General features: G+C 65.0%; 24 protein-coding genes. 14 read left to right on the top strand and 10 right to left on the bottom strand.

Annotation, left to right across the window (positions count from 1 at the left end; all coding sequences use genetic code 11):
- Positions 1–27 precede the first annotated feature (27 nt).
- The 6 genes from AKH00_RS12260 (at position 28) to AKH00_RS12235 (ending at position 8,674) form a co-directional block, all read left to right on the top strand.
- A complete protein-coding gene (locus AKH00_RS12260) occupies positions 28–1,227 on the top strand; it encodes a restriction endonuclease subunit S (protein ID WP_050723046.1) in 1,200 nt (399 codons plus the stop codon).
- A 2-nt stretch (positions 1,228–1,229) separates the two neighbouring features.
- Positions 1,230–4,163 (top strand): type I restriction endonuclease subunit R, encoded by a 2,934-nt coding sequence (locus AKH00_RS12255; protein WP_050723045.1) that lies wholly within the window; start codon positions 1,230–1,232, stop codon positions 4,161–4,163.
- A gap of 135 nt (positions 4,164–4,298) precedes the next feature.
- On the top strand, positions 4,299–6,098 hold the full coding sequence (locus AKH00_RS12250) for a glycosyltransferase family 4 protein (protein ID WP_082297595.1): 1,800 nt from the start codon (positions 4,299–4,301) through the stop codon (positions 6,096–6,098).
- Between the two features lie 215 nt (positions 6,099–6,313).
- Complete coding sequence (locus AKH00_RS12245) at positions 6,314–7,309, top strand: SDR family NAD(P)-dependent oxidoreductase (RefSeq protein ID WP_050723043.1); 996 nt, start codon at positions 6,314–6,316, stop codon at positions 7,307–7,309.
- A gap of 142 nt (positions 7,310–7,451) precedes the next feature.
- Complete coding sequence (locus AKH00_RS12240) at positions 7,452–8,336, top strand: hypothetical protein (protein WP_152926184.1); 885 nt, start codon at positions 7,452–7,454, stop codon at positions 8,334–8,336.
- Complete coding sequence (locus tag AKH00_RS12235; RefSeq protein ID WP_152926183.1) at positions 8,333–8,674, top strand: hypothetical protein; 342 nt, start codon at positions 8,333–8,335, stop codon at positions 8,672–8,674. The genes AKH00_RS12240 and AKH00_RS12235 overlap by 4 nt, the downstream gene beginning before the upstream one ends.
- A 157-nt stretch (positions 8,675–8,831) precedes the next feature.
- On the opposite strand, the gene AKH00_RS12230 is transcribed toward AKH00_RS12235, so the two are convergent.
- On the bottom strand, positions 8,832–9,110 hold the full coding sequence (locus AKH00_RS12230; RefSeq protein WP_152926182.1) for a hypothetical protein: 279 nt from the start codon (positions 9,108–9,110) through the stop codon (positions 8,832–8,834).
- A gap of 105 nt (positions 9,111–9,215) precedes the next feature.
- On the opposite strand from AKH00_RS12230, the gene AKH00_RS12225 reads away from it, so the two are divergent.
- Positions 9,216–9,596: a hypothetical protein gene (locus tag AKH00_RS12225; protein WP_050723039.1), complete on the top strand. Its 381-nt coding sequence runs from the start codon at positions 9,216–9,218 to the stop codon at positions 9,594–9,596.
- Positions 9,597–9,683: 87 nt separating this feature from the next.
- Here AKH00_RS12225 and AKH00_RS12220 read toward each other — a convergent pair whose 3' ends face one another.
- Positions 9,684–10,253 (bottom strand): TetR/AcrR family transcriptional regulator, encoded by a 570-nt coding sequence (locus tag AKH00_RS12220; RefSeq protein WP_235556768.1) that lies wholly within the window; start codon positions 10,251–10,253, stop codon positions 9,684–9,686.
- Between the two features lie 57 nt (positions 10,254–10,310).
- Here AKH00_RS12220 and AKH00_RS17995 point away from each other — a divergent pair, with 57 nt between their 5' ends.
- Positions 10,311–10,472 (top strand): hypothetical protein, encoded by a 162-nt coding sequence (locus AKH00_RS17995; protein ID WP_161804395.1) that lies wholly within the window; start codon positions 10,311–10,313, stop codon positions 10,470–10,472.
- An 89-nt stretch (positions 10,473–10,561) separates the two neighbouring features.
- A complete protein-coding gene (locus AKH00_RS12215) occupies positions 10,562–10,849 on the top strand; it encodes a hypothetical protein (RefSeq protein WP_050723038.1) in 288 nt (95 codons plus the stop codon).
- A gap of 6 nt (positions 10,850–10,855) precedes the next feature.
- Here AKH00_RS12215 and AKH00_RS12210 read toward each other — a convergent pair whose 3' ends face one another.
- Entirely contained in the window at positions 10,856–11,125 is a 270-nt protein-coding gene (locus AKH00_RS12210) for a hypothetical protein (RefSeq protein WP_050723037.1), read from the bottom strand.
- A 107-nt stretch (positions 11,126–11,232) separates the two neighbouring features.
- On the opposite strand from AKH00_RS12210, the gene AKH00_RS12205 reads away from it, so the two are divergent.
- On the top strand, positions 11,233–12,414 hold the full coding sequence (locus AKH00_RS12205; protein WP_050723036.1) for a MalY/PatB family protein: 1,182 nt from the start codon (positions 11,233–11,235) through the stop codon (positions 12,412–12,414).
- Positions 12,415–12,424: 10 nt separating this feature from the next.
- Here the strand turns inward: AKH00_RS12205 and AKH00_RS12200 are convergent, their stop codons facing one another.
- The gene (locus AKH00_RS12200; RefSeq protein ID WP_050723035.1) at positions 12,425–12,985 is read right to left on the bottom strand and encodes a dihydrofolate reductase family protein; all 561 of its coding nucleotides are present in this window, start codon (positions 12,983–12,985) and stop codon (positions 12,425–12,427) included.
- A 38-nt stretch (positions 12,986–13,023) separates the two neighbouring features.
- Here AKH00_RS12200 and AKH00_RS12195 point away from each other — a divergent pair, with 38 nt between their 5' ends.
- Complete coding sequence (locus AKH00_RS12195; protein WP_050723034.1) at positions 13,024–13,344, top strand: DUF2087 domain-containing protein; 321 nt, start codon at positions 13,024–13,026, stop codon at positions 13,342–13,344.
- 129 nt (positions 13,345–13,473) lie between these two features.
- Here the strand turns inward: AKH00_RS12195 and AKH00_RS17860 are convergent, their stop codons facing one another.
- Positions 13,474–13,983 (bottom strand): hypothetical protein, encoded by a 510-nt coding sequence (locus AKH00_RS17860; protein ID WP_152926181.1) that lies wholly within the window; start codon positions 13,981–13,983, stop codon positions 13,474–13,476.
- Between the two features lie 170 nt (positions 13,984–14,153).
- A complete protein-coding gene (locus AKH00_RS17990; protein WP_161804394.1) occupies positions 14,154–14,309 on the bottom strand; it encodes a hypothetical protein in 156 nt (51 codons plus the stop codon).
- 178 nt (positions 14,310–14,487) lie between these two features.
- On the opposite strand from AKH00_RS17990, the gene AKH00_RS12190 reads away from it, so the two are divergent.
- From AKH00_RS12190 to AKH00_RS12180, 3 genes are read left to right on the top strand one after another with little or no spacing between them, the layout of a single operon-like run.
- Entirely contained in the window at positions 14,488–15,396 is a 909-nt protein-coding gene (locus AKH00_RS12190) for a DUF2268 domain-containing protein (protein WP_050723033.1), read from the top strand.
- Between the two features lie 11 nt (positions 15,397–15,407).
- Positions 15,408–16,172 (top strand): MerR family transcriptional regulator, encoded by a 765-nt coding sequence (locus AKH00_RS12185; RefSeq protein ID WP_050723032.1) that lies wholly within the window; start codon positions 15,408–15,410, stop codon positions 16,170–16,172.
- A gap of 53 nt (positions 16,173–16,225) precedes the next feature.
- Positions 16,226–16,597, top strand: coding sequence for a VOC family protein (locus AKH00_RS12180; protein WP_082297593.1), 372 nt, complete (start codon positions 16,226–16,228; stop codon positions 16,595–16,597).
- 168 nt (positions 16,598–16,765) lie between these two features.
- Here the strand turns inward: AKH00_RS12180 and AKH00_RS12175 are convergent, their stop codons facing one another.
- The 4 genes from AKH00_RS12175 to gnd all read right to left on the bottom strand — a co-directional run bounded on the left by AKH00_RS12175 (position 16,766) and on the right by gnd (position 20,012).
- Positions 16,766–17,134: a hypothetical protein gene (locus AKH00_RS12175; RefSeq protein ID WP_152926180.1), complete on the bottom strand. Its 369-nt coding sequence runs from the start codon at positions 17,132–17,134 to the stop codon at positions 16,766–16,768.
- Positions 17,135–17,148: 14 nt separating this feature from the next.
- Positions 17,149–18,072, bottom strand: coding sequence for a hypothetical protein (locus tag AKH00_RS12170; RefSeq protein WP_050723030.1), 924 nt, complete (start codon positions 18,070–18,072; stop codon positions 17,149–17,151).
- Positions 18,073–18,313: 241 nt separating this feature from the next.
- Positions 18,314–18,784, bottom strand: a complete 471-nt coding sequence (locus tag AKH00_RS12165) for a GNAT family N-acetyltransferase (protein ID WP_050723029.1) — start codon at positions 18,782–18,784, stop codon at positions 18,314–18,316.
- 172 nt (positions 18,785–18,956) lie between these two features.
- Positions 18,957–20,012, bottom strand: a complete 1,056-nt coding sequence (gene gnd / locus AKH00_RS12160; RefSeq protein ID WP_050723028.1) for a phosphogluconate dehydrogenase (NAD(+)-dependent, decarboxylating) — start codon at positions 20,010–20,012, stop codon at positions 18,957–18,959.
- Positions 20,013–20,082: the final 70 nt, after the last annotated feature.

Raw genomic sequence — 20,082 nt, 5'->3', positions numbered from 1 at the left:
ACGGTCGCTCGTGAGCGTGGTGTCTTCGTGCGCTCCGCAGACGATGCGAACCACAATTCGATCCCAGATGACCTCAGCAACTATAAGGTTGCCCGCGCTGGGGACCTCGTCATCAACAAGATGAAGGCATGGCAGGGATCCCTCGGACTGGCCCCGATCGACGGAATCGTGAGCCCCGCCTACTACGTCTTCCATGCTGATTTCGCAGTCCCTCAGTTCGGTGAGTATCTCCTGCGTAGCAAGCCGTACGTGGCGAAGTTCGGAGCGGCGTCGGACGGGGTCCGGATCGGGCAGTGGGATCTCAACATCCCGCGCATGCGCAGCATCGAAGTGCATTTGCCCGCGGCAGACGAGCAGGCGGCAATCGTGAAGTACCTCGCCCACGCGCACGCCCGGATCGACAAGGCGATCTCTGCAAAGAACCGCTTGATCACCCTTCTTGGAGAGCTCGACCGGGCGGTCGAGAACGACCTCGCCGGCTCAATAGGCATCCGCGACGACGGAGAGAAGGCGATTCCGTGGCTCGGCGTTATCCCGCCGACATGGAGCACGATACCCGCGAAGCGCCTTTTCAAGGAAATCGACCGTCGAAGTGTGACAGGCAGCGAAGGGCTGCTGTCTCTGAGAATGCGCGACGGGCTCGTTGATGCCAATGAGTACACGGAAACACCAGTTCCTCCGCACAGTCTAGTCGGCTATAAGATTGTGCACCCCGGCGAAATGGTAATGAACCGCATGCGCGCATCCATCGGCCTATTCGGTGTGGCTAACGAGCAGGGGCTCGTAAGTCCTGACTATTCAACCATGACAGTTGCTGACGGCGTGGATCCAAAGTTCTTCCTCAGCCTGTTCAAGACTGATCAGGCGATGGCCGAGTTCCGCCGCCGCTCCAACGGATTGGGAACAGGCGCGTCGGGGTTCATGCGCTTATATTACGAGGACTTCGGTGCCATCCGATTGCCGCTCCCACCGCTTGAAGCACAAATACGGGCGGTAAAAGCCATCGAACGCCAGCGCGCCGAAACTACGCCTGTGCGCACGCGGACGGTGCGCGAACTCGTCCTGCTTCGAGAGTTTCGTTCTCGTCTGATAGCCGACGTTGTGACCGGCAAAGTTGACGTCCGAGCGATTGCCGCGACGTTGCCGGAACCGCCGGACTCGTTGAGCAACGCATCCGCGCATCTTGATGATGATCTCGAGGAAGTACTGAACGAAGTAGAGGAGTGAGCATGCAGCGACTCAACGAGGAGAGCCTAGAGACACTCATCGTCTCTCAGATGTGCGGTGGTGGCTGGGCCGAGGGCGCGACCTCCGATTATGTCGCGTCTTACGTACTCGATCTTGGCCAGTTCGCCGCGTTCATCGAGACAACTCAGCCCTCCCTCGTCGAGCCGCTGGGCCTTGCGTCGGACACGTCTTCGCGTCACAAGTTCCTAGCCCGGCTCCAGGGAGAGATCACTCGGCGGGGTGTCGTCCATGTGTTGCGCAACGGAGTCGACCACCACGGCATCCACATCGATCTGTACTACCCGACACCTGCGGATGGGAACGCGAAAGCGGCAGATCTGTTCGGTGCGAACCGGTTCGTGATCACAAGACAGGTGCATCACAGCGTCAGCAACGCGGGGGATGCTGTCGACATCGTCGCGTTCGTCAACGGCTTGCCGGTTTTCACGTTTGAGCTGAAGAACAACATCACGAACCAGACCGTCGAAGACGCGGTGCAGCAGTATCAGCGCGACCGTGACCCGCGCGAGCCGCTGTTCGCGTTCGGTCGGACGATCGCGCACTTCGCGCTCGACGACCAGCGTGCCCGGTTCTGCACCGAGCTCAAGGGTACGTCGTCTTGGTTCCTCCCCTTCGATCAGGGTTTCAATGACGGCGCGGGCAACCCGCCGAATCCTGATGGGGTCATGACGGACTACCTATGGCGTCGCGTGCTCGCCCCGTCGAGCCTCGCGGGGATCATCGAGAACTACGCACAGGTCGTGATCGAGAGAAACCCGAAGACCGGCAAGAAGGTGTCGAAGGCGATCTTCCCTCGCTATCACCAGCTTGACGTCGTCCGTCGCCTACTTGCTGACGTCGAAGTGAATGGGGCAGGTCGCCGTTACCTCATCCAGCACTCGGCAGGCAGCGGTAAGTCGAACTCGATCGCATGGTTGGCCCACCAGCTCACCGAAGCCACACACGAGGGTCGTATCGCGTTCGACTCGGTCATCGTCGTGACGGACCGCATCATTCTCGACAACCAGCTGACGCAGACGATCAAGTCGTTTTTGCAGGTGGGGTCGACCCTCGTCCACGCCGACCGGTCCGGAGACCTGCGGCGGGCGATCACGGCGGGCAAGAAGATCATCGTCACCACGGTGCAGAAGTTTCCGTACATCCTGGACGACATCGGAGCCGATCACCGCGACCGTACCTTCGCGATCGTGATCGACGAGGCGCACTCGTCCCAGGGATCGAAGACCTCCGCCGCGGTCTCTCGGGCTCTCGCCGGCGTCGATGACGTCGAAGGGGACACTGTCGAGGATCGGATCAACCAGATCATCGAGGGCAAGAAGCTGCTGACGAACGCGAGCTACTTCGCGTTCACGGCGACACCCAAGAACAGGACCCTCGAGATGTTCGGTGAGCCGGTTTCCAACGCTGAGGGCGGGAGCGGCTTCCGGCCGTTCCACTCCTACACTATGAAGCAGGCCATCCAGGAGGGCTTCATCGTCGACGTGCTCTCGAACTACACACCTGTGGGCAGCTACTACAAACTCATGAAGACGGTAGAGGACGATCCCGAGTTCGATGCGAAGCGCGCCTCGAAGAAGCTTCGTGCGTACGTCGAGGGAAACGAGCATGCGATTGGTCAGAAGGCCAGCATCATGGTCGAGCACTTCCTCGCCCAAGTAGTTGCGAAGCGGAAGATTGGCGGCCAGGCGCGGGCGATGGTCGTGACCTCGTCGATCGCACGATGCATCGAGTACTTCCACGCGATCCGTGAAGCACTCACCGAGCGCAAGAGCCCGTACCGAGTGATCGTCGCGTTCTCCGGCGAACACGAGTACAAGGGCATGAAGGTCACCGAGGCGAGCTTGAACCGCTTCCCCTCCAACGCGATCGCAGAACAAGTGAAAACTGAACCGCACCGGATCCTCGTCGTCGCGAACAAATTTCAGACTGGCTACGACGAGCCTCTCCTGCACACTATGTACGTCGACAAGACGCTCTCCGGGGTGCTGGCCGTGCAGACGCTGTCACGACTCAACCGAGCGCACCCCGCCAAACACGACACGTTCGTGCTCGACTTCGCCAATGACGTTGATGACATCCAGCGCGCGTTCAAGCCGTACTATCGCACCACGTTACTGGCCGAGGAGACCGACGCGAACAAGCTGCACGACCTGGTCCACGATCTCGATTCCTTCGGTGTCTACACGCTCGAACAGGTGGATGAGTTCGTCGCCCGATACCTGGCGGGGGAGAGCCGTGACAAGCTCGACCCGCTGCTCGATGTCAGCGTGGCCGAATACATCGAGATGCCCGAAGAAGACGATCAGGTGATGTTCAAGGGCAACGCCAAGGCGTTCCTGCGCACCTACAACTTCCTCTCCACGGTTCTCCCCTATGGGAGCAGCGAGTGGGAAAAGCGATCGATCTTTCTTGATCACCTGGTGCCGAAGCTGCCTGCGCCCAAGGAGGAAGACCTCTCGGCAGGCATCCTGGAGAACATCGACCTGGAGTCGTATCGGGCTGAGAAGCTCAACGCGATGAAGATCGTGCTTGACGACGAGGACGGCACGCTCGACCCAGTCCCGGCCGCTAGCGGAGGTCACCGCGCCGATCCTGAACTCGAGAGGCTCTCGGCGATCGTTAGGACCTTCAATGACCACTTCGGCAACATCGAGTGGAACGACGCGGACCGTGTCGAGCGCTTCATCACCGAGGAGATCCCGCGTCTCGTCTCCGAGGACGAGGCCTACCAGAACGCACAAGCCAACGACGATCCTGTGAACGCTCGTGTGGAGAGCGACCGTGCGCTCAGCCAGGTGATGTTGCGACTCATCGCCGACGACACGCAGCTCTTCAAGGAGTTCCAGGACAACAGCAGTTTCAAGCAGTGGCTCGCGGACGCCGTGTTCAGAGCGACTTACAGAAATTCGGCTTAGCCGGCCGGCATACGCGCCCCATCCGGCGTACGCTCGCAGGTTGCGCGATCTGGACAGCTACCGCGAAGAAAGGCAGCCGGAACGTCCGTCCTTGGGTGGGCCGATTGCAGCACGGGTCTGGATATACTCGCGACCATGGCGAGCAAATCCGGCGAAGATCAGCTACTTTTAGCTATCCATCGACTTGGTGAATCAGGAAGAACTGGGAGTCATTACCGGGCTGTCGAACAAGCATTCGCGAAACTCGTCGGCGGAGAGCGTTCCGAAGACCTCAGAATGCCCGGGCAGCGACAACCGGATATATTGATCTCTAGAGCAGACTTGCCACCTACAGTGATCGAGCTGAAAGTTTTCGGACAGGGCTTCTTCAAGAACAACATCGGCAACCGGGCGTCCGAGCTACTAGCGACTGCGGTGGAAATGCGACGGCTGTTCCGGGGCGAGATTCTGCTTACTGCGGTGCTAATCCTGAAGCTGACGCCCGCGACATCACCGATTCACGAAAGTACCTGGCCACGACTGGCTGACAGGCTGCTCCGCGCCGACGACGGGGTCGGGTACGACTCCGTGCTTTTCGGGTTTGCCGATTCGCAGTTGTCCTGGCGATATTTCGCTCCTCGTGGAGGCCGCCAGGAGATGAAGGAGAGCCCACGGACTACCAGCGAGGCGATCGCAATGATCCGGCAGGAAGCAGTCAGCCCGGATACCTCCCGTCCTACAGCTCGACGCCCGATCCGTCGTTTCCTGCTCGTCTCCGACGAATGGCGCTCAGGACGCGGCGGAATCTCGACCATCAACAGGCACCTAGCGATCGCGCTAGCTGCAGCGGGCCATGAGGCCACGGTGCTAGTCCCCCGCGTGACCGAGGAGGATGCCCGGGTCGCGTCGGCCGCGAACGTCTCCATAGTTGCGCCACCCCGGATCCCTGGCTTGAGCGAAAAGGAGACTCTCCTCCTCCGCCCCATCTTCGGTGAGAAAGGGTGGGAGCCGGACGTCATCATCGGGCATGGGCGCGCACTGGGGCCATATGCGGCAGCCCAGCAACGGCAGTTCTTCCCGGGCGCTCGGCGCGTCCACCTTGTGCATACCGATGCGGAATCGTTGGAGGCAGCGAAGGAGGAGCATGGCGGGACATCCACGATGACGATCACCGAGTCTCGGAGAAACCTCGAGATCGATCTGGCTCGATCTGCCGATCTCGTCGCTGGCATCGGCCCCCTTTTGACCGAAACAATCCGCGATGACCTCCTGGGCCCCGGCGCGCCAGCAACAGTCATGGAGTTCATGCCCGGCCTTCGCGACCTATTTGACGCGTCTACAACGCGAGCACCGGTGAAGAACCGTGTGTTGTTCATCGGGCGAGCGGACGACTTCCATTCAAAGGGCATTGACCTCGCCGCCGAGGCGTTATTGAAGATTATGGACGAGTGGCCTCGTGGCCGGTCGCATCCCCCGGTACTCGTTATTCGCGGTGTTCCCGACGATGCAGCAGACGACGTTAAGCGCAAGCTTGACTCGATCTTTGATGGCCGCGTCAGCTACACGCTTCGCCCGTACACCGACTCCGAGACAGTCTTGACGCATGACCTCGCGCAAGCGAAGGTCCTGATCATGCCGTCGAGACACGAGGGATTCGGACTAGCGGCGTTTGAAGCGATCTCCGCCGGAGTTCCGGTGCTCATCAGCGCAGAATCCGGTGTTGCTCAGTTCTTGTCTGAATCGCATCTAGATACATCTCCGCGGTCAGTTATCTCCACCCGAGACTCACCGACGCGTCTAGCTGTCGATCGATGGGCGGATGCCATACAGGCGGTTCTCGATGATTTCGATTCTGCTCGCTCAGAGGTCACCTCGTTGCGCACTTCGGTTGGGAGGTTGGTGAGTTGGAACTCCGTCACGGAGAGGCTTGTGGCAACGCTACAGGGTTTGCCGTGAGGCCGTATCCGACGCCTCACCACCAGGCCTCCCTGGATCCGGTGACGCGACCTCTTCCCCTACTCGCGCTGCGTTGAACGACCACATCCACTCAGCTACAGGGCAAGATCTCCGCGCAACCGTGGTATTTGACAATCACGCGTACCAATCAGGTTTCGAGCGGTACACTGTTCCATAAGTAAACGCACCGTTGCGAAACCCAAGGGAGTTCCCACATGGCCCTCACCGCCCACTCCACGATCGGCGATTGGCTAAACGACCCGACCGGCGGCCCGCTCATTCGCGGCCTCTTCGAGCAGACCGGCGCCGACCCCGAGCTCCTCACGCCCGTCCTCGGCCTCCCGCTGCAGCAGCTCGTCGCGATGAGCCAGGGCCAGCTCCCGCAGTCGGTCGTCGACGACCTCGTCCGCGCAGCCAACAACGGCGAGATCCCGGAAGACAGCGACACCAGCACCTGGCAAGAGACCCCCACCGCCGCGCGCTTCGCCGGCAAGACCGTGATCGTCACGGGAGCCGCATCCGGGATCGGCAGGGCCACGGCATCCCGCATCGCCCGTGAAGGCGGACGCGTCATCGCCGCCGATATCTCCGCCGAGAAGCTCGACGCGCTGAAGGCCGAGCTGCCCGACGTCGTCACGGTCGCCGGCGACCTCATCCAACAGGACGCGATCGACGCCGTCATCGCCGCCGCGGGCGACACCATCGACGGCCTCGCGAACGTCGCCGGCATCAACGACGACTTCTCTCCCGCGGGCGAGACGACGGATGCCGTCTGGGACCGCGTCATCGCCATCAACCTCACCGCCCCGTTCAAACTCATGCGCGCGGTGCTGCCGATCATGGAGAAGGCCGGCCGCGGCGCGATCGTCAACGTCTCGAGCGAGGCGGGCCTGCGCGGCAACGCCTCGGGCAACGCCTACACGGCGAGCAAGCACGGCATCATCGGCGTCACGAAGTCCGCGGCGTTCATGTACGGGCCGAAGGGCATCCGCGTGAACTCCGTCGCTCCCGGAGGCGTCGCCACCGGCATCCCGATGCCGCCGAACATGTCGGAGTACGGGTCCGGACGCCTCGCCCCGTTCCAGCAGGCCATCCCCACCGTCGCGACCGCCGAGCACCTCGCCGCGTCGATCACATTCCTGCTGTCGGACGACGCCGTGAACATCAACGGCGCCGTGCTGGCCTCGGATGGAGGATGGTCGGTCCAGTAGACCGGCGACGCCCCGTGGCGGATCAGACGGCCCGCAAACTGATGCGTAGCCGAATATATTGCTTACGTCCTCATATGTGCGCTTTCATGACCGAAACAGTTGCCTGCACGGCAATGGTCGGACCGCACACGAAAGAGGACGCATGCCATCTCGTACCAGCCACCTCGTTGCCCGTTCGCACGCGCTCACGCGCCTCAGAGATCGAACTGTCGCGATCGCAGCCGCTTCGGCCACGATCATTGCGGGATGTCTACTGTGGTCGGATTCTTCCGCTTACGCCGACGATGCCACCAGTGGCGTAACCGTGCAGGAGGTCGCCGTCGCCCTGGAGAACGTCAGCGGCGGGCTTGTGAAAGACGCGGCGGAATCTACTGGGTCGGCTGCTGAGGCCCCGCTTCAAGTCCACGTACCCGACTCGGCGTCCGATGGCGTCTCCATGGGAGTTGGAGACTTCGAGCTGAACATCTCCTTGCCGCATGCGGCAACAGCAGACAGTGCGCACCTCCTTGGTGACGGCACGACCGTCTATCCTTCCGACGGCGCAAGTAGCAACGCCGTCGTCCCTGCCGCGGGTGGTGTCCAACTGCTCTCGGTCATCGAAAGCAGTGAGGCTCCGGAGAACTACTCGTACGACCTGACGATCCCGCACGGCCACCGCCTTGAGGCGACCACGGATGGCGGCGCGCAGATCGTGGACGAACAGGGCAGGGTGAAGGTCGAGTTCGAAGCTGCCTGGGCCCAGGATGCGGCGGGAGTTGCGGTGCCGACGCACTACTCCGTCGAGGGGAACACCCTCACTCAGGTGGTGAACCACAAAGGCATGGAGAACGTGTCTTACCCGATCGTGGCGGACCCACTGCCGGTGATCGTGTTCGTCGTCACCGGTCTCGCCTTGGTCGCCGTTGCGGCGCTCGCACTGGGGGTCGGAGCATGGATCGTCCTCAGCTGGTGGAACACATGCCAGGCGAAGGGCAAGTACCCCGAGCTGTCGACCAAGAACGGCTTCACGGCCCGGTGCGTGAAATGAGCCAATCCCGCGGGCTCGACGCCGCGGCACCGCGGCCGACAAACGAGCTCGGCGAACGCGTGCTTGTGATCGCCTGTCTCTTCGGGGGTGTCAGCGGACTCATCGCCACGGTGGGGATGCTGCTCGCAGCGGTCGCGTTCACGACTGCCCGCACGATCGTCATACCCTTCATCGCAACGTTCGAAGGGTTCCACGACTCAGGCGGAACGAACGCGGTGACCGTCACCGGCTCGTGGGCGATGGCAGGTGCGCTGACGATCGCGCTGACCATCATCGCGTCGTTCTTCGTGCTGCGACACCTCGGCTCGTCCCCCTCAGCAACCCCGAGGCCGGAATAGCCGAGTAGAGGATAAAGACAATGGGGCCAGACGATATCTGGCCCCATTGTCTTTGTCGCGCTCGCCATCCCACATCGCCAGTATCGGAGCCGCTCCGGTGCGCTTCGTCTCGCCTCGCTCGCTCAACGACCGAGAGGCGGTGGCACCGCCGTGCGTCTCACTCGTTCTCCGCCCGTCGCCCGCGGTGCCGACTCCACGCCGCTCGGATGCTGTCCACGCTCGAACCAAGCATGAACGCAGACAACCCGACAATCAACGCCAGAGCGTGGTCGGCTGCTACCCGCCAACCGAGATCCCCGTCGGCCTGTATGGCTACCAGAACTCCGAACCAGACCAGGACGGGGAGTAGAGCCATCACTGTCCCGAGCACTCTGCCCGCTCGCTCCACGACCACGCCCCAGACGAACATCACAACGGCGACCGAGATCAAGATCATGGCGGCATGGAAGCACACATATGAGGACGCTCCGAGTTCTCCACAGACGGATATGCGGATGCGGCGAGCGCTGTCCTCACATCTCCGCCAGCTACCCTGACTCCCATGAAGCGCCTCCCCGCCCTCGCGTCCGTGGCCGTCGGCATCCTGCTCCTGTCCGGATGCTCTCAGGCGGCGACTCTCGCGGCGTGCGGGCAGGTCGCGTCCGAGGCCGTGCAGGTGACCGGAGCGATCAACGAGCTCAGCTCACCGACGCCCGAGGCGGCGCAGGCCGCGCTGGCCGAGGTCCGCGCGGTGTCGGAGAAGATTAGCGGCATCGACGGCCCTGACGAGTTCGTCACCCTGCGCAACTCGTGGACGACGAGCATCGACGCGTTCGTCACCGAGGGCGAGAAGGCGATCGCGGGAGATGCGACGGGAGTGGATGCGGCATCCACGCAGCTGCGCACCGCGACCGACGCCATCGTCGCCTACTGCACCCCGTAGCGTCGGGGCGTTTCGTCTCAGGCGACTTCGTCGTCTTCGCTCAACGACCGGGGGACGGCGACTTCGTCGTCTTCGCTCAACGACCGGTCAGCGCGCGATGCCCCGCAGCAGTCGCGTCACCGTCTCGCCGACCCGGTCCTCACTCAACGGCTGCCCGATCAACGCCGCGTACGACGCCATCGCGATGAGCTGATCGGCGATGGCGGCAGCATCCACGTCCGCGCGGATCTCACCGTCGACCTGACCGCGCCCGATCCGCTCCGCGACCCACGACCGGATCGGCGCCGCCAGCCGCTCGTTCAACGCGAGTCCGAGCTCGTGGTCGGTCGCCGTCACGGCGATGAGCGCCCGCGCGAGCGCGACGCCCTCAGGACTCCCGAGCCCCTCGGACATCGCCGAGAACCACGCATGGAAGTCGTTACGCACGTCCTCGGTCATCGGCACGGAGACGTCCGCCCCGGGCAGGTCTCCCTCCAGCAGCGCCTCGCCGAGGATCGCCGCCTTCGACGGCCACCACCGGTAGATCGTCTGCTTGGCGACTCCGGCCGACTCCGCGAGCCCCTCGATCGTCACGGCCTCGAAGGTGCCGGCCACGACGGCGGCGCGCATCGCGGCGAGCACGGACTGGCGCGCGGCTTCGCTACGAGGACGGGGCATGAGGACAAGGCTAACCGGTGCGGAACGGCGGCCGAGGGCGGTTGCTAGGGTCGGGGCGTGAACTTCGAACCACACTTCACCCTGTTCCTGATCCTGAACATCACGCTCATCGTCTTGGGCGTCGTCGTCGGGTTGCTCCTGACGTATCTGGTCATCCGACAAGGCGTATTTTACGGCCTGCGCGCGCACACGCGGTGGATCGACGACGGCAAAGACTAGACGAAGCGGGTCGGGTCGACCGCGACGGAGACGGAATCGCCTGAGGCGAGGATGCCGCCATTCCGTCGCAGGTCGGCTTCACTTGAAGGATGCCGCAGCCCACGCCTCCCTCACCCGAGCGCCGCTACACCGTGCTGCTCATGTTCGCGCTCGTCGGCTCACTCGGCGCGACATGGTGGGGAGCATCCGCGCTCTTTGCTGCCGGCGTGGAGGCAGACATCCACGGCACCGCCGGCGGCCTATCGCCCGTGCCGCTCGCGACCGTGGTGATCGGCACCATGGCCGCGGTCGGATCGCTGTGCGTACTGACCTGGCAGTTCGGTCTCTTCCTGCAGAGCCGCCGCCAGAAACCCGGGCGCTCGAAACCTGAGCGCTGAGACCCGCTAGTCCCGCCTCCCGGCATCCGTCCCGTACTCCGCCTCGAACGCCCGGATCTCCCGCCGCGCGTCACGCAACCGGAACACGTTCACCACCGCCATGTCGAGGAACGCGAGCGCGGAGATCGCATACAACCAGGGCAGGGTGCCGGTGATCATCAGCGCGATGGCGAACCCCACCCCGATCAGAGGCACCACGATGCCGTAGACGCCCCACCCCCGCTTCCGCTCCAGCACCATCCGCTGCTGGATCAGAGAGTTCTCCGGCTCGCTCATCCGCACAGACTACGCCCCACCCCTCCGCACCGGTGGAAGGATGGAAGGGCTCCCGCCTCGCCCCTGCGACGGCATCCCGAGCATCATCACCACGCGGAGGAGGCGGGATGAATCCCGGTGCGTTCGACCAGATCACGCAAGACGACCTGCGGGGTGCGGGCAGCGTCAAATGGACGACGTTCCCCGACACGATCGGCGCGTTCGTCGCCGAGATGGACTTCGGGCTCGCTCCCGCGGTGAGCGCCGCGGTGAAGGATGCTCTCGACGTCGGCCTCACCGGATACCTGCCGACCGCCGCAGCGACCGCTCTCTCCGAGGCGACGGCCCGCTGGTATTCCTCGCATTACGGGTGGGAGGTCGCGCCCGAGCGGGTGCACCACGTGCCCGATGTGATCGCCGCGTTCGAGCTCGCGATCGAGCACTTCACGACTCCGGGCGCCGCCGTGATCGTGCCGACACCCGCGTACATGCCGTTCCTCCTGGTGCCGCCGATGCGCGGACGTCGCGTGATCGAAGTGCCGAGCATAGAGGTCGACGGACGCTGGGTCATGGACCTGGATGCCGTCGCCCAGGCGTTCCGCGACGGCGGCGAGCTTCTCGTGCTCTGCAACCCGCACAATCCGCTCGGCACGGTCGCGACGCGCGAGGAGCTACTCGCGATCGCCGACACCGTCACAGCCGCGGGCGGGCGCGTCTTCTCCGACGAGATCCACGCGCCGATCGTCTACGCGCCGGCGCAGCACATCCCCTACGCCTCGGTCTCGGCGGAGGCCGCCGCGCACACGCTGACCGCGACCTCGGCATCCAAGGCCTGGAACCTCGCCGGCCTCAAATGCGCGCAGGTCATCCTCTCCAACGACGCGGACGTCGCGCTCTGGGAGCGCCTCGGATTCTGGGCCGGCCACGGCACGTCCACGCTCGGGGTGCTCGCGAACGCCTCCGCGTACACCGAGGGCGCCGAGTGGCTCGACGACGTCGTCGACTACCTCGACGGCAACCGGCGGATGCTGTCGCAGCTCGTGTCCGAGAAGCTCCCCGGCGTGCGGATGATCGCCCCCGAGGGCAGCTACATCGCGCTGCTCGACTTCCGCGCGACCGGGCTGACCGGCGACCTCGGCGAATGGTTCCGCGACCACGCCGGCGTCGCGATGACCGACGGCGCCGCGTGCGGAGCGGCCGCGATCGGGTTCACGCGGTTCGTGTTCGCGATGCCCCGGCCTGTGATGGTCGAGGCCGTCGAGCGGATCGCCCGCGCGCTGCAGGAGCGGGCGGAGGCCGACGCGGCCTGACCCAGGCCCATTACGGTCGCGGGGTGTACCGCATCAGGGTCGCGCCCGATCCGAACTCCCGTCGTTCCACGAGCTCCAGGTTCACCCGCTCGCGCAGACCCTCGAGCAGATACGGACCGTGACCGGCCACGATCGGATGCACCACGAACAGGAACTCGTCGATCAGCCCGAGATCCGTGAGCGCTGACGACAGCGCGAGCCCTCCGACCGACAGGCCCTTCCCCGGTTGCTCCTTCAGCGCCCGCACGGCCTCACCGAGATCGCCGCGGACGAGCTCGGCGTTCCAGTCGACCTCGTCGAGCGTGCTCGAGACGACGTACTTCTTCGCCCGGTCGAGCGTGTCGGCGAAATCGTGCTCCCACGTCTCCATCCAGTCGGGCCAGACGCCGTCATCCGGACGACGCCACGCCTCCCGCATCATCTCGAATGTGACCCGGCCGTAGAGCTCGGCATCCGACTGCGTCATCTGCTCCGTCCAGAAGCGCATCAGCTCCTCGTCGGGCGCGACCCCGGCCTCATGGTGCACGCACCCGTCGAGCGTGACGTTGATGGCATACCGCAGTGGTCTCATGGCGCTGCTCCTTCGATGCGCTTCAGCCGATTCCGTCCGTGGACAGTATTCTGCACTCGTCCTCGCCCGAGGACTACGGTCGACGTGTGATCCGTGGCGAAGATAATCCGATCGACCTGAGCCGCTGGATCGACGCCGACGGGAGGATCACGCAGTATCCGCGGCGGGCCGCAGCCCGCGCGGCGCTTCTGCAGACGATCGGCGAGGGACTGTTGCAGCCGGGCGAACATCTGACGGAACCCGAGGTCAATTCGCGACTGGAACGGCACACCGACGACATCCCCACACTTCGCCGGTACCTGATCGTCCACGGGGTGCTGTCGCGAGATGCTGACGGGTCGGCGTACTGGCGGACGTGACAGGCGGGGTCAAACCTCTCGATCCTGCGGGGCCTGCTCGATCTTCCGCACCCGATGCGAAGCGCTCGACGAGCTGTTTCACGAGCCCAATCAAGGTGCCTTCGCGACGGCTGGCCCCGATCGGTAGAGTCATGAATCATCCTCTGAACCGGCGAAGGAGAGCGCATCATCAGTTGCTTCGTCGATTGCGGTTGCGTGTGTTATGACCGCACAGCCTGGGAGACGTTCGACCGCACAACAGCGGACGAATCGACCTTCACGCCAACCCTCCGACAACTTGTCGACAGTCACGAAGGGTGGTACCAGGACGGAGAGGAGGGTGCGCAGAATGGTGATGTGCGCTGGCTGAACCTTGAGCGAGTATCGGGTGTTTACATCCTGTGGAAACAGGATGACTACTGCTCCGAACACGACGCCGAGCACCTGACGGCCGCATACGTAGGAAAGGCGGGGCAATCGATTACGACGCGTCTCCTCCGACACCAGTTGGAAAAAAGAGTCAACGCAGTGCTCACGACCGAGATCTCGGTGTGGCGTTGTCCAAACCGGCAGGCAAAGTACATAGAGCAGGCTCTCCTGGATCACTTCTTTTTCCCTCTGAACCACAGCGAGATGCGCGGCACCCGGCACCTCTGTCATCACATCTCCCCTGGCTCCTGGAACTAACGGCGCTGCAGCCGAACTCGCGCATGGAAGAGATCCAGTCATTCGATCTGTGAGCTGCGCGAGTTTACTTCAAGTTCACGGCAGACCCGACAAACGATGTAAGCGCGCGATCTCGCGGACGGCAGCAGGCGTTCCGTCGTCGCTCAACGGCCACCCAGCGCCGGCACCAGCTCCTCCCGCACCCAGCCGCGCAGTCCGGTCGGCGTCGTCGTCACCGCGGTGCGTTCCTGGTCGGGCACGAACCCGTCGCGCAGTCCGATCGACATCCCGAGCACGGCATCGGCCATCGCGTCCGGCATTCTCGCGTCTCGCAGTGACCTGAGCATCTCATCGTCGGCGACGCGTGACACCACGCGTGGCGGGATCAGAAACGCATCCCAAAGAGCCGAATCGGATGCGTTATCGACCCCGCATCGTGACCCGACGTTCATCACGCGCTTGACCTTGACGCGACGGCAATGTCTACCGTCGTATGACATGACCGTCACCGTGATCGACACCGCTTCCGCCACCGCCCGCATCCTCGACGCCGACCAGCCTGCGCGCGCCGACCTCGTCCGCGAGATGTGGGCGCCGATGGCAGGTATGTACCACTTCATCCCCGGCGGGCTCGACCTCGCCGACGTGCACCGGCAGAGTTTCGGGTTCGATGCCCACCATCCCTCGGATGAACTCCGCGCCGGGCTCGACGCCCTCGTGAAGGCCGATGCATGGCAGCGCATCGAGACCGCGCTCCACGCCGGCATCGACGCACTGGAGCGCGCGAATCCCGGCATCCGAGTCCCCGACCTGACCGTGCTGGTGATCCTGGGCGATCCGAGCCACCGGCACTTCGTCGAGGAGGTGCAGGGGCTGTCCGGCTTCGGCGGCATCAGCGGCTACATCACCCTGACGCTCTGGCCGACCCCGCCCGTGCTCAATCGGCTCGAAGCCATCGCCGTGCACGAGCTGCACCACAACGTGCGGTACTCGCCCGGCGGCGTCGTCTGGGATCCGGCCACGGTCACCGTCGGCGAGCACGTGATCTCCGAGGGACTCGCCGACGTCTTCGCCACCGAGCTCTTCGGACCGACCGGGTACACGCATTTCGTCTCCCCCGAGACCCGTACCGACGACCGCGTTCTCGCGAAGGTCGCCACCGGCCTCCCCGTCACCGGGATGCAGGACTTCGCCGCCTGGGTCCTCGGCGACGCGACCGCGCGACTCTTCGGCGGTGAGCCCGTCGGACTCCCGACCGGCGCCGGCTACGCGGCCGGCGCGCGCCTCGTCGAGGCGTACCGTGAAGAGAGCGGACGCACGGCGGCGGAGTCCGTCCGCACGCCGGCCTCACGCATCCTGTCCGTCGCTCTCGCCCGCCTCGGACTGGCAACGACCGCCGACGACTGAACGGAGCCCGCATGGAGTGGACCGTCTCCGCGCTCGCCGACCGCGCCGGCATCAGCGGTCGCACCCTGCGCCACTATGACCGCATCGGACTCCTCGCGCCCGACCGCGTCGGAGCGAACGGCTATCGGTACTACGGACCGGTCGCGGTCGCCCGGCTGCAGCGCATCCTGCTGCTGCGCGACGCCGGGATGCCGCTCGCCGAGATCGCGTCGACACTCGGCGCCGCCGCGACTGTCGACGCGGAGGTGGCCGCGCTGCGCTCGCACCTCGCCCAGCTGCAGACCGAGAGGGATGCCGTCGCCCGGCGCATCGCCTCGGTCGAGCACACCATCGAGATGCGCATCCAGGGGCGCGAGCCCCGTATGGACGTCATGCTGCAGGGCTTCAACGACGACTACGAGGACGAGGTCGTGCGGCGCTGGGGGCGGGAGGCTTTCGACGCCTCGAACCGCTGGTGGCATGGGAAGTCCGTGCGTGATCAGCGCGACTGGAAGGCTCGCACCGACGCGCTCGTCCATCGGTGGCGGGAGTTGCACGAGCAGGGAGTCACGCCGGAGTCATCCGAGGCCCAAGAGCACGCCACCGCACACCTCGACTGGTTCGCGGAGATCCCCGGCACGCCCATGCACACCGGCGACATCGCCGGCGCGAACGCCATGGTGCTCGGCATGGCTGAGCAGTACGAGACGAACCCCGACTTCCATGTCACCTTCGGGACACCGGATGCTGCGGCCTTCGCCGCCGCGGCGCTGCGCACCCACGTGCAGGACACCTGACCTTCGATCGCAAGGCCTTTCCCGGCATCCGCTCGCGCTCTACCCTGACCTGCATGTTGAAGATCGTGTCGATCGTGATCCGCGTGAACGACCTTGTCGCGCAGGCCGAGTTCTGGAAGGCCGCCCTCGACTACGTGGAGCGCGACCCCGCCGACGACGACTGGGTCGTGCTGAAACCCCGCGACGCCGACGCGCCGTGCATCGCGCTCGACGCCCACCATTCCGAACGGGTGCTGCCGCCGCGCATCCATCTCGACATCTACGCCGAGGACCAGGATGCCGAGGTGCGCCGCCTCACCGACCTCGGGGCGCGCGAGGTGCACTGGGACGGCCGCCCCGATGACGCGGACTACATCGTCATGGAAGACCCCGAGGGCAACCGTTTCTGCATCGTCGACCGCCCGGACTGGGTCGGCTGGGACTGATCACCGGCACGAAAGATGGAAAACGCTGCGGAAGAGGGCGGCTCCGAGGCGTTTTCCATCTCTGGTCGGAGGTGCGCGGCATCACCTGGACGGAGGACGCCATAAAACGGAGAGGAAGAACCTGCACCACAGCGGGGCTGTGCGAGTCCGCGCCGTAGGCACCCCGTGTCAATCGCGATCGATTCGAGTACACGGACGTCCGGCGTCTCCTGACGCTTCGCCTGGCTCGCTCTTGTAGCCCCTACTGACGAGAAGAACCCGCCGCCAGTACGACGATGCGAGGAACATGGGTTCATTGCGACGACCGGACACCCCAACCACCACGGTCGTGACCATCGACACGAGGAGGAAGATCGGCCCGATCCACACGGCGTGAGCGCCGATCATGAACCCGACGACAACAACGAAAGCCGTAACGAGAATGCCGGCCACCTGGCCCAGCCATCGGTGCACGCCGGCTGCCTTCACTCCGAAACCGAGCCCCGCACTCACGGCGAGAAGGACGGTGAGGAGATAGACGAACGGTTCGTTCACCATCAGCGGTCCTCCGTTCAGCACTTGATCCTCCAGATCACACCCGGGATAGGAGCCGCAGTGAAGAACAAGCAGCTCTTCGGGCTATCGCCTTGAGCGAGGTTGGCCTGAGCCACGATGTACGACGCAAAGACTCCGCACACCTTGATCGCTATGGCCTTCGCGAAGAGACCGCACATACCGATCGCAGCAGCGTAGTCACGAACGCGCGATGTCTCCGAGCGGTTGAGTTTCATCCCCCACGCGGGACCATTCCACAACCAGGTCGGATCCGCGACCACGGGATAGACCGTCGACTCGTCCGGCTGGACCACCTGGACGACCTTGTCGCCACGGATCTCGTAGTGAGTCGGAACGCTGACACCATTCGCGTCGACTGCCCAAGGCTGAGCGATGGCGACGAAGTCGCCGTCGGCGTCTACGAAAACCACCTCCTCGCTGTCCGCCTGATACGGCCGGTAGCCGTCGACACCGTACTCGAACTCGTGCACGCTCGTCGCTGAGTCGATGACGCTCTGCACACGCGTCGACCCGTCTGTGAGCGTCTGCACGGCGAGGGCGCTCCCGCTGTCTGCCTCGTAGACGACAGTCCCGTCGTCTGAGAAGGTTCCCACGCTCTCCCGGAACTCGGAAGGAAGCGTGATGCTCGCAGCCTGCCCTCCGTTGTCGTCGCTCGCGACCGTCACGACGTCGGCCGCACTCAACGGCACGATTGCCTCGATGCCATTCGCCTGCACCACAGCCTGATCGCCGACGACCTCGCCCGCCGCGACCGGCGCGGACGCAGGCACAGCTACGTCGACGGCGCTCGCGATGATGGCAACCTCGGCGTGGTCGGTGCCGCCGTCGGTCTGCGCTGCGGCGGAGTTCGCCGTGGTCACGAGGGACAAGGTGACGGCCATCGCGATCAGGCCCCGAGAGAACTCGCTTGTGTTCTTCATACGAGAAACAAAAGCATACATATGAAGACGGTGCAGAATACTGTGTCGGGGTGTGGAGATGCTCAACGGTCATAACCGATCGGAGTGCCACGTCAGAGATCCCGGAGGTTCACAACGGGTCGAAAAGGCATCTCACACGGGCGTTTCAGGAGCGTTTCCGACCACTCACGGCACGCGGGATGCATTACCGACCTCGGCACGTCCGCTACAGCAGGTCCGCCGCAGCGGGTGACCCTCGCGATCAGAGCGAGCGGGAGAAGTAGTACGCCCGCTCGCCGGTGTCGGGGTCGCCGTTCGTGAAGCCGTGCCTCTCGTAGAAGCGCATCGCGTCGGCATCCGACCCGGCCCCGTTGATCTCGATTTCGGCGACACCCAGTCGCTGGCACGCCTCGACCACCACCCGCAGGATCTCACCGCCGATACCGCCGGCACGCTCCGAAGGATCCACGTACATCTCGTCGAGCAGCGCCACGGGTCCATCTGACCAGACGTTCGGACGCACCGTCACCAGCGCGACGCCGACCGCCGGCTCGCCGCCGAGCACAGCGAACGTCGATGGCCCCGCGAGCAGCGCGCGCAGCCTGCGCGTCAGCACCTCGACCCTCGGAGTCTCGGTGTCGAACTCCGTGTTGAACGCGTGGAGGAGCTCCGCGATGCGCGGGGCATCATCGGGTGTGGCGGTGCGGATGCGGACGGCGCCGGGTCGATTCATCTGAACGCTTTCGGGTAGCGGGTAGTGCGGATGCCGCGGGGCGGCGATTCGAGGAATGTAGCGCGTTTCGTCTCGCTTCGCTCGCTCAACGCCCGGGGGCGTGGCGCGCTCAACGACCGGGGCGTCGCTCGCTCAACGACCGGGGGGCGCGGCGCGCTCAACGGCCGGGGGTCTACGCGGACTCGGCCTTGCGGGCACCGGCCTCGAGCACGTCGCCCGCGGGGAGCTCCTTGTGGCCGCCGAACTGCAGACGCATCGCCGAGAGCACCTGGTTCGCGAAGCGGTCCTCGTCGCGCGAGGCGAAGCGCTCGAACAGGGATGCCGCGAGCACCGGCACCGGCACACCGACGTCGACCGCGGCCTTGACCGTCCAGCGCCCTTCGCCGGAGTCGGAGACGCGACCCGCCAGGCCGTCGAGCGTCGGGTTCTCGTTCAGCGCCGCGGCGGTGAGGTCGAGCAGCCACGACGAGACGACCGATCCGCGGCGCCACAGCTCGGTGACCTTCGCGGTGTCGATGGGGAACTGGTAGAACTCCGGCTCCTCCAGCGGCGCGATCTCGGCCGAGTGCTCGGCCTCGCGCACCCCGGCATCCGCGTTGTGGAGGATGTTGAGGCCTTCGGCGATCGACGCCATGATGCCGTACTCGATGCCGTTGTGCACCATCTTCACGAAGTGCCCGGCACCCGACGGTCCGCAGTGCAGGAAGCCCTGCTCCTCGGGGCTGAGCTCTCCGGTGCGACCGGGGGTCCGCTCGATCTCGCCCTCGCCCGGCGCGATCGTGCGCAGCACGGGCTCGAGGTGCTGCACGGCCTCGTCCGGCCCGCCGACCATGAGGCAGTAGCCGCGCTCGAGCCCGAAGACGCCGCCGCTCGTACCCACGTCGACGTAATGGATGCCCTGCTCGCGGAACGCAGCCGCCCGGCGCACGTCGTCGCGGTAGTTGGAGTTGCCGCCGTCGATCAGGATGTCGCCCTTCTCGAGCACGGCCGCCACATCGTCGGCGACCTTGCCGGTGAGCGACGCGGGCACCATCATCCACACGGCGCGCGGAGCCTCGAGCTTCGACGCGAGGTCGGCCATGCTGTCGGCACCCACCGCCCCCTCGGCGACGAGCGCCTGCACGGCATCCGCGTTGACGTCGTAGACCACGCACTCGTGTCCCGCCCGCATGAGTCGGCGCACGATGTTGGCGCCCATCCGTCCGAGTCCGATCATCGCGAGCTGCATGAGGTTCCTTCCGTCGCGGGGTAGGGGATGCCGTCATCCTGACACGCGCGCGGGGGTGCGTCCAAGGGGG

Origin of the sequence: Microbacterium sp. GCS4, from assembly GCF_001262495.1 — a bacterium.
In the GTDB taxonomy this organism is placed as follows: domain Bacteria; phylum Actinomycetota; class Actinomycetes; order Actinomycetales; family Microbacteriaceae; genus Microbacterium.
The sequence above is the reverse complement of the archived record's forward strand: the minus strand, read 5'-3'. Positions and strand labels throughout refer to the sequence as shown.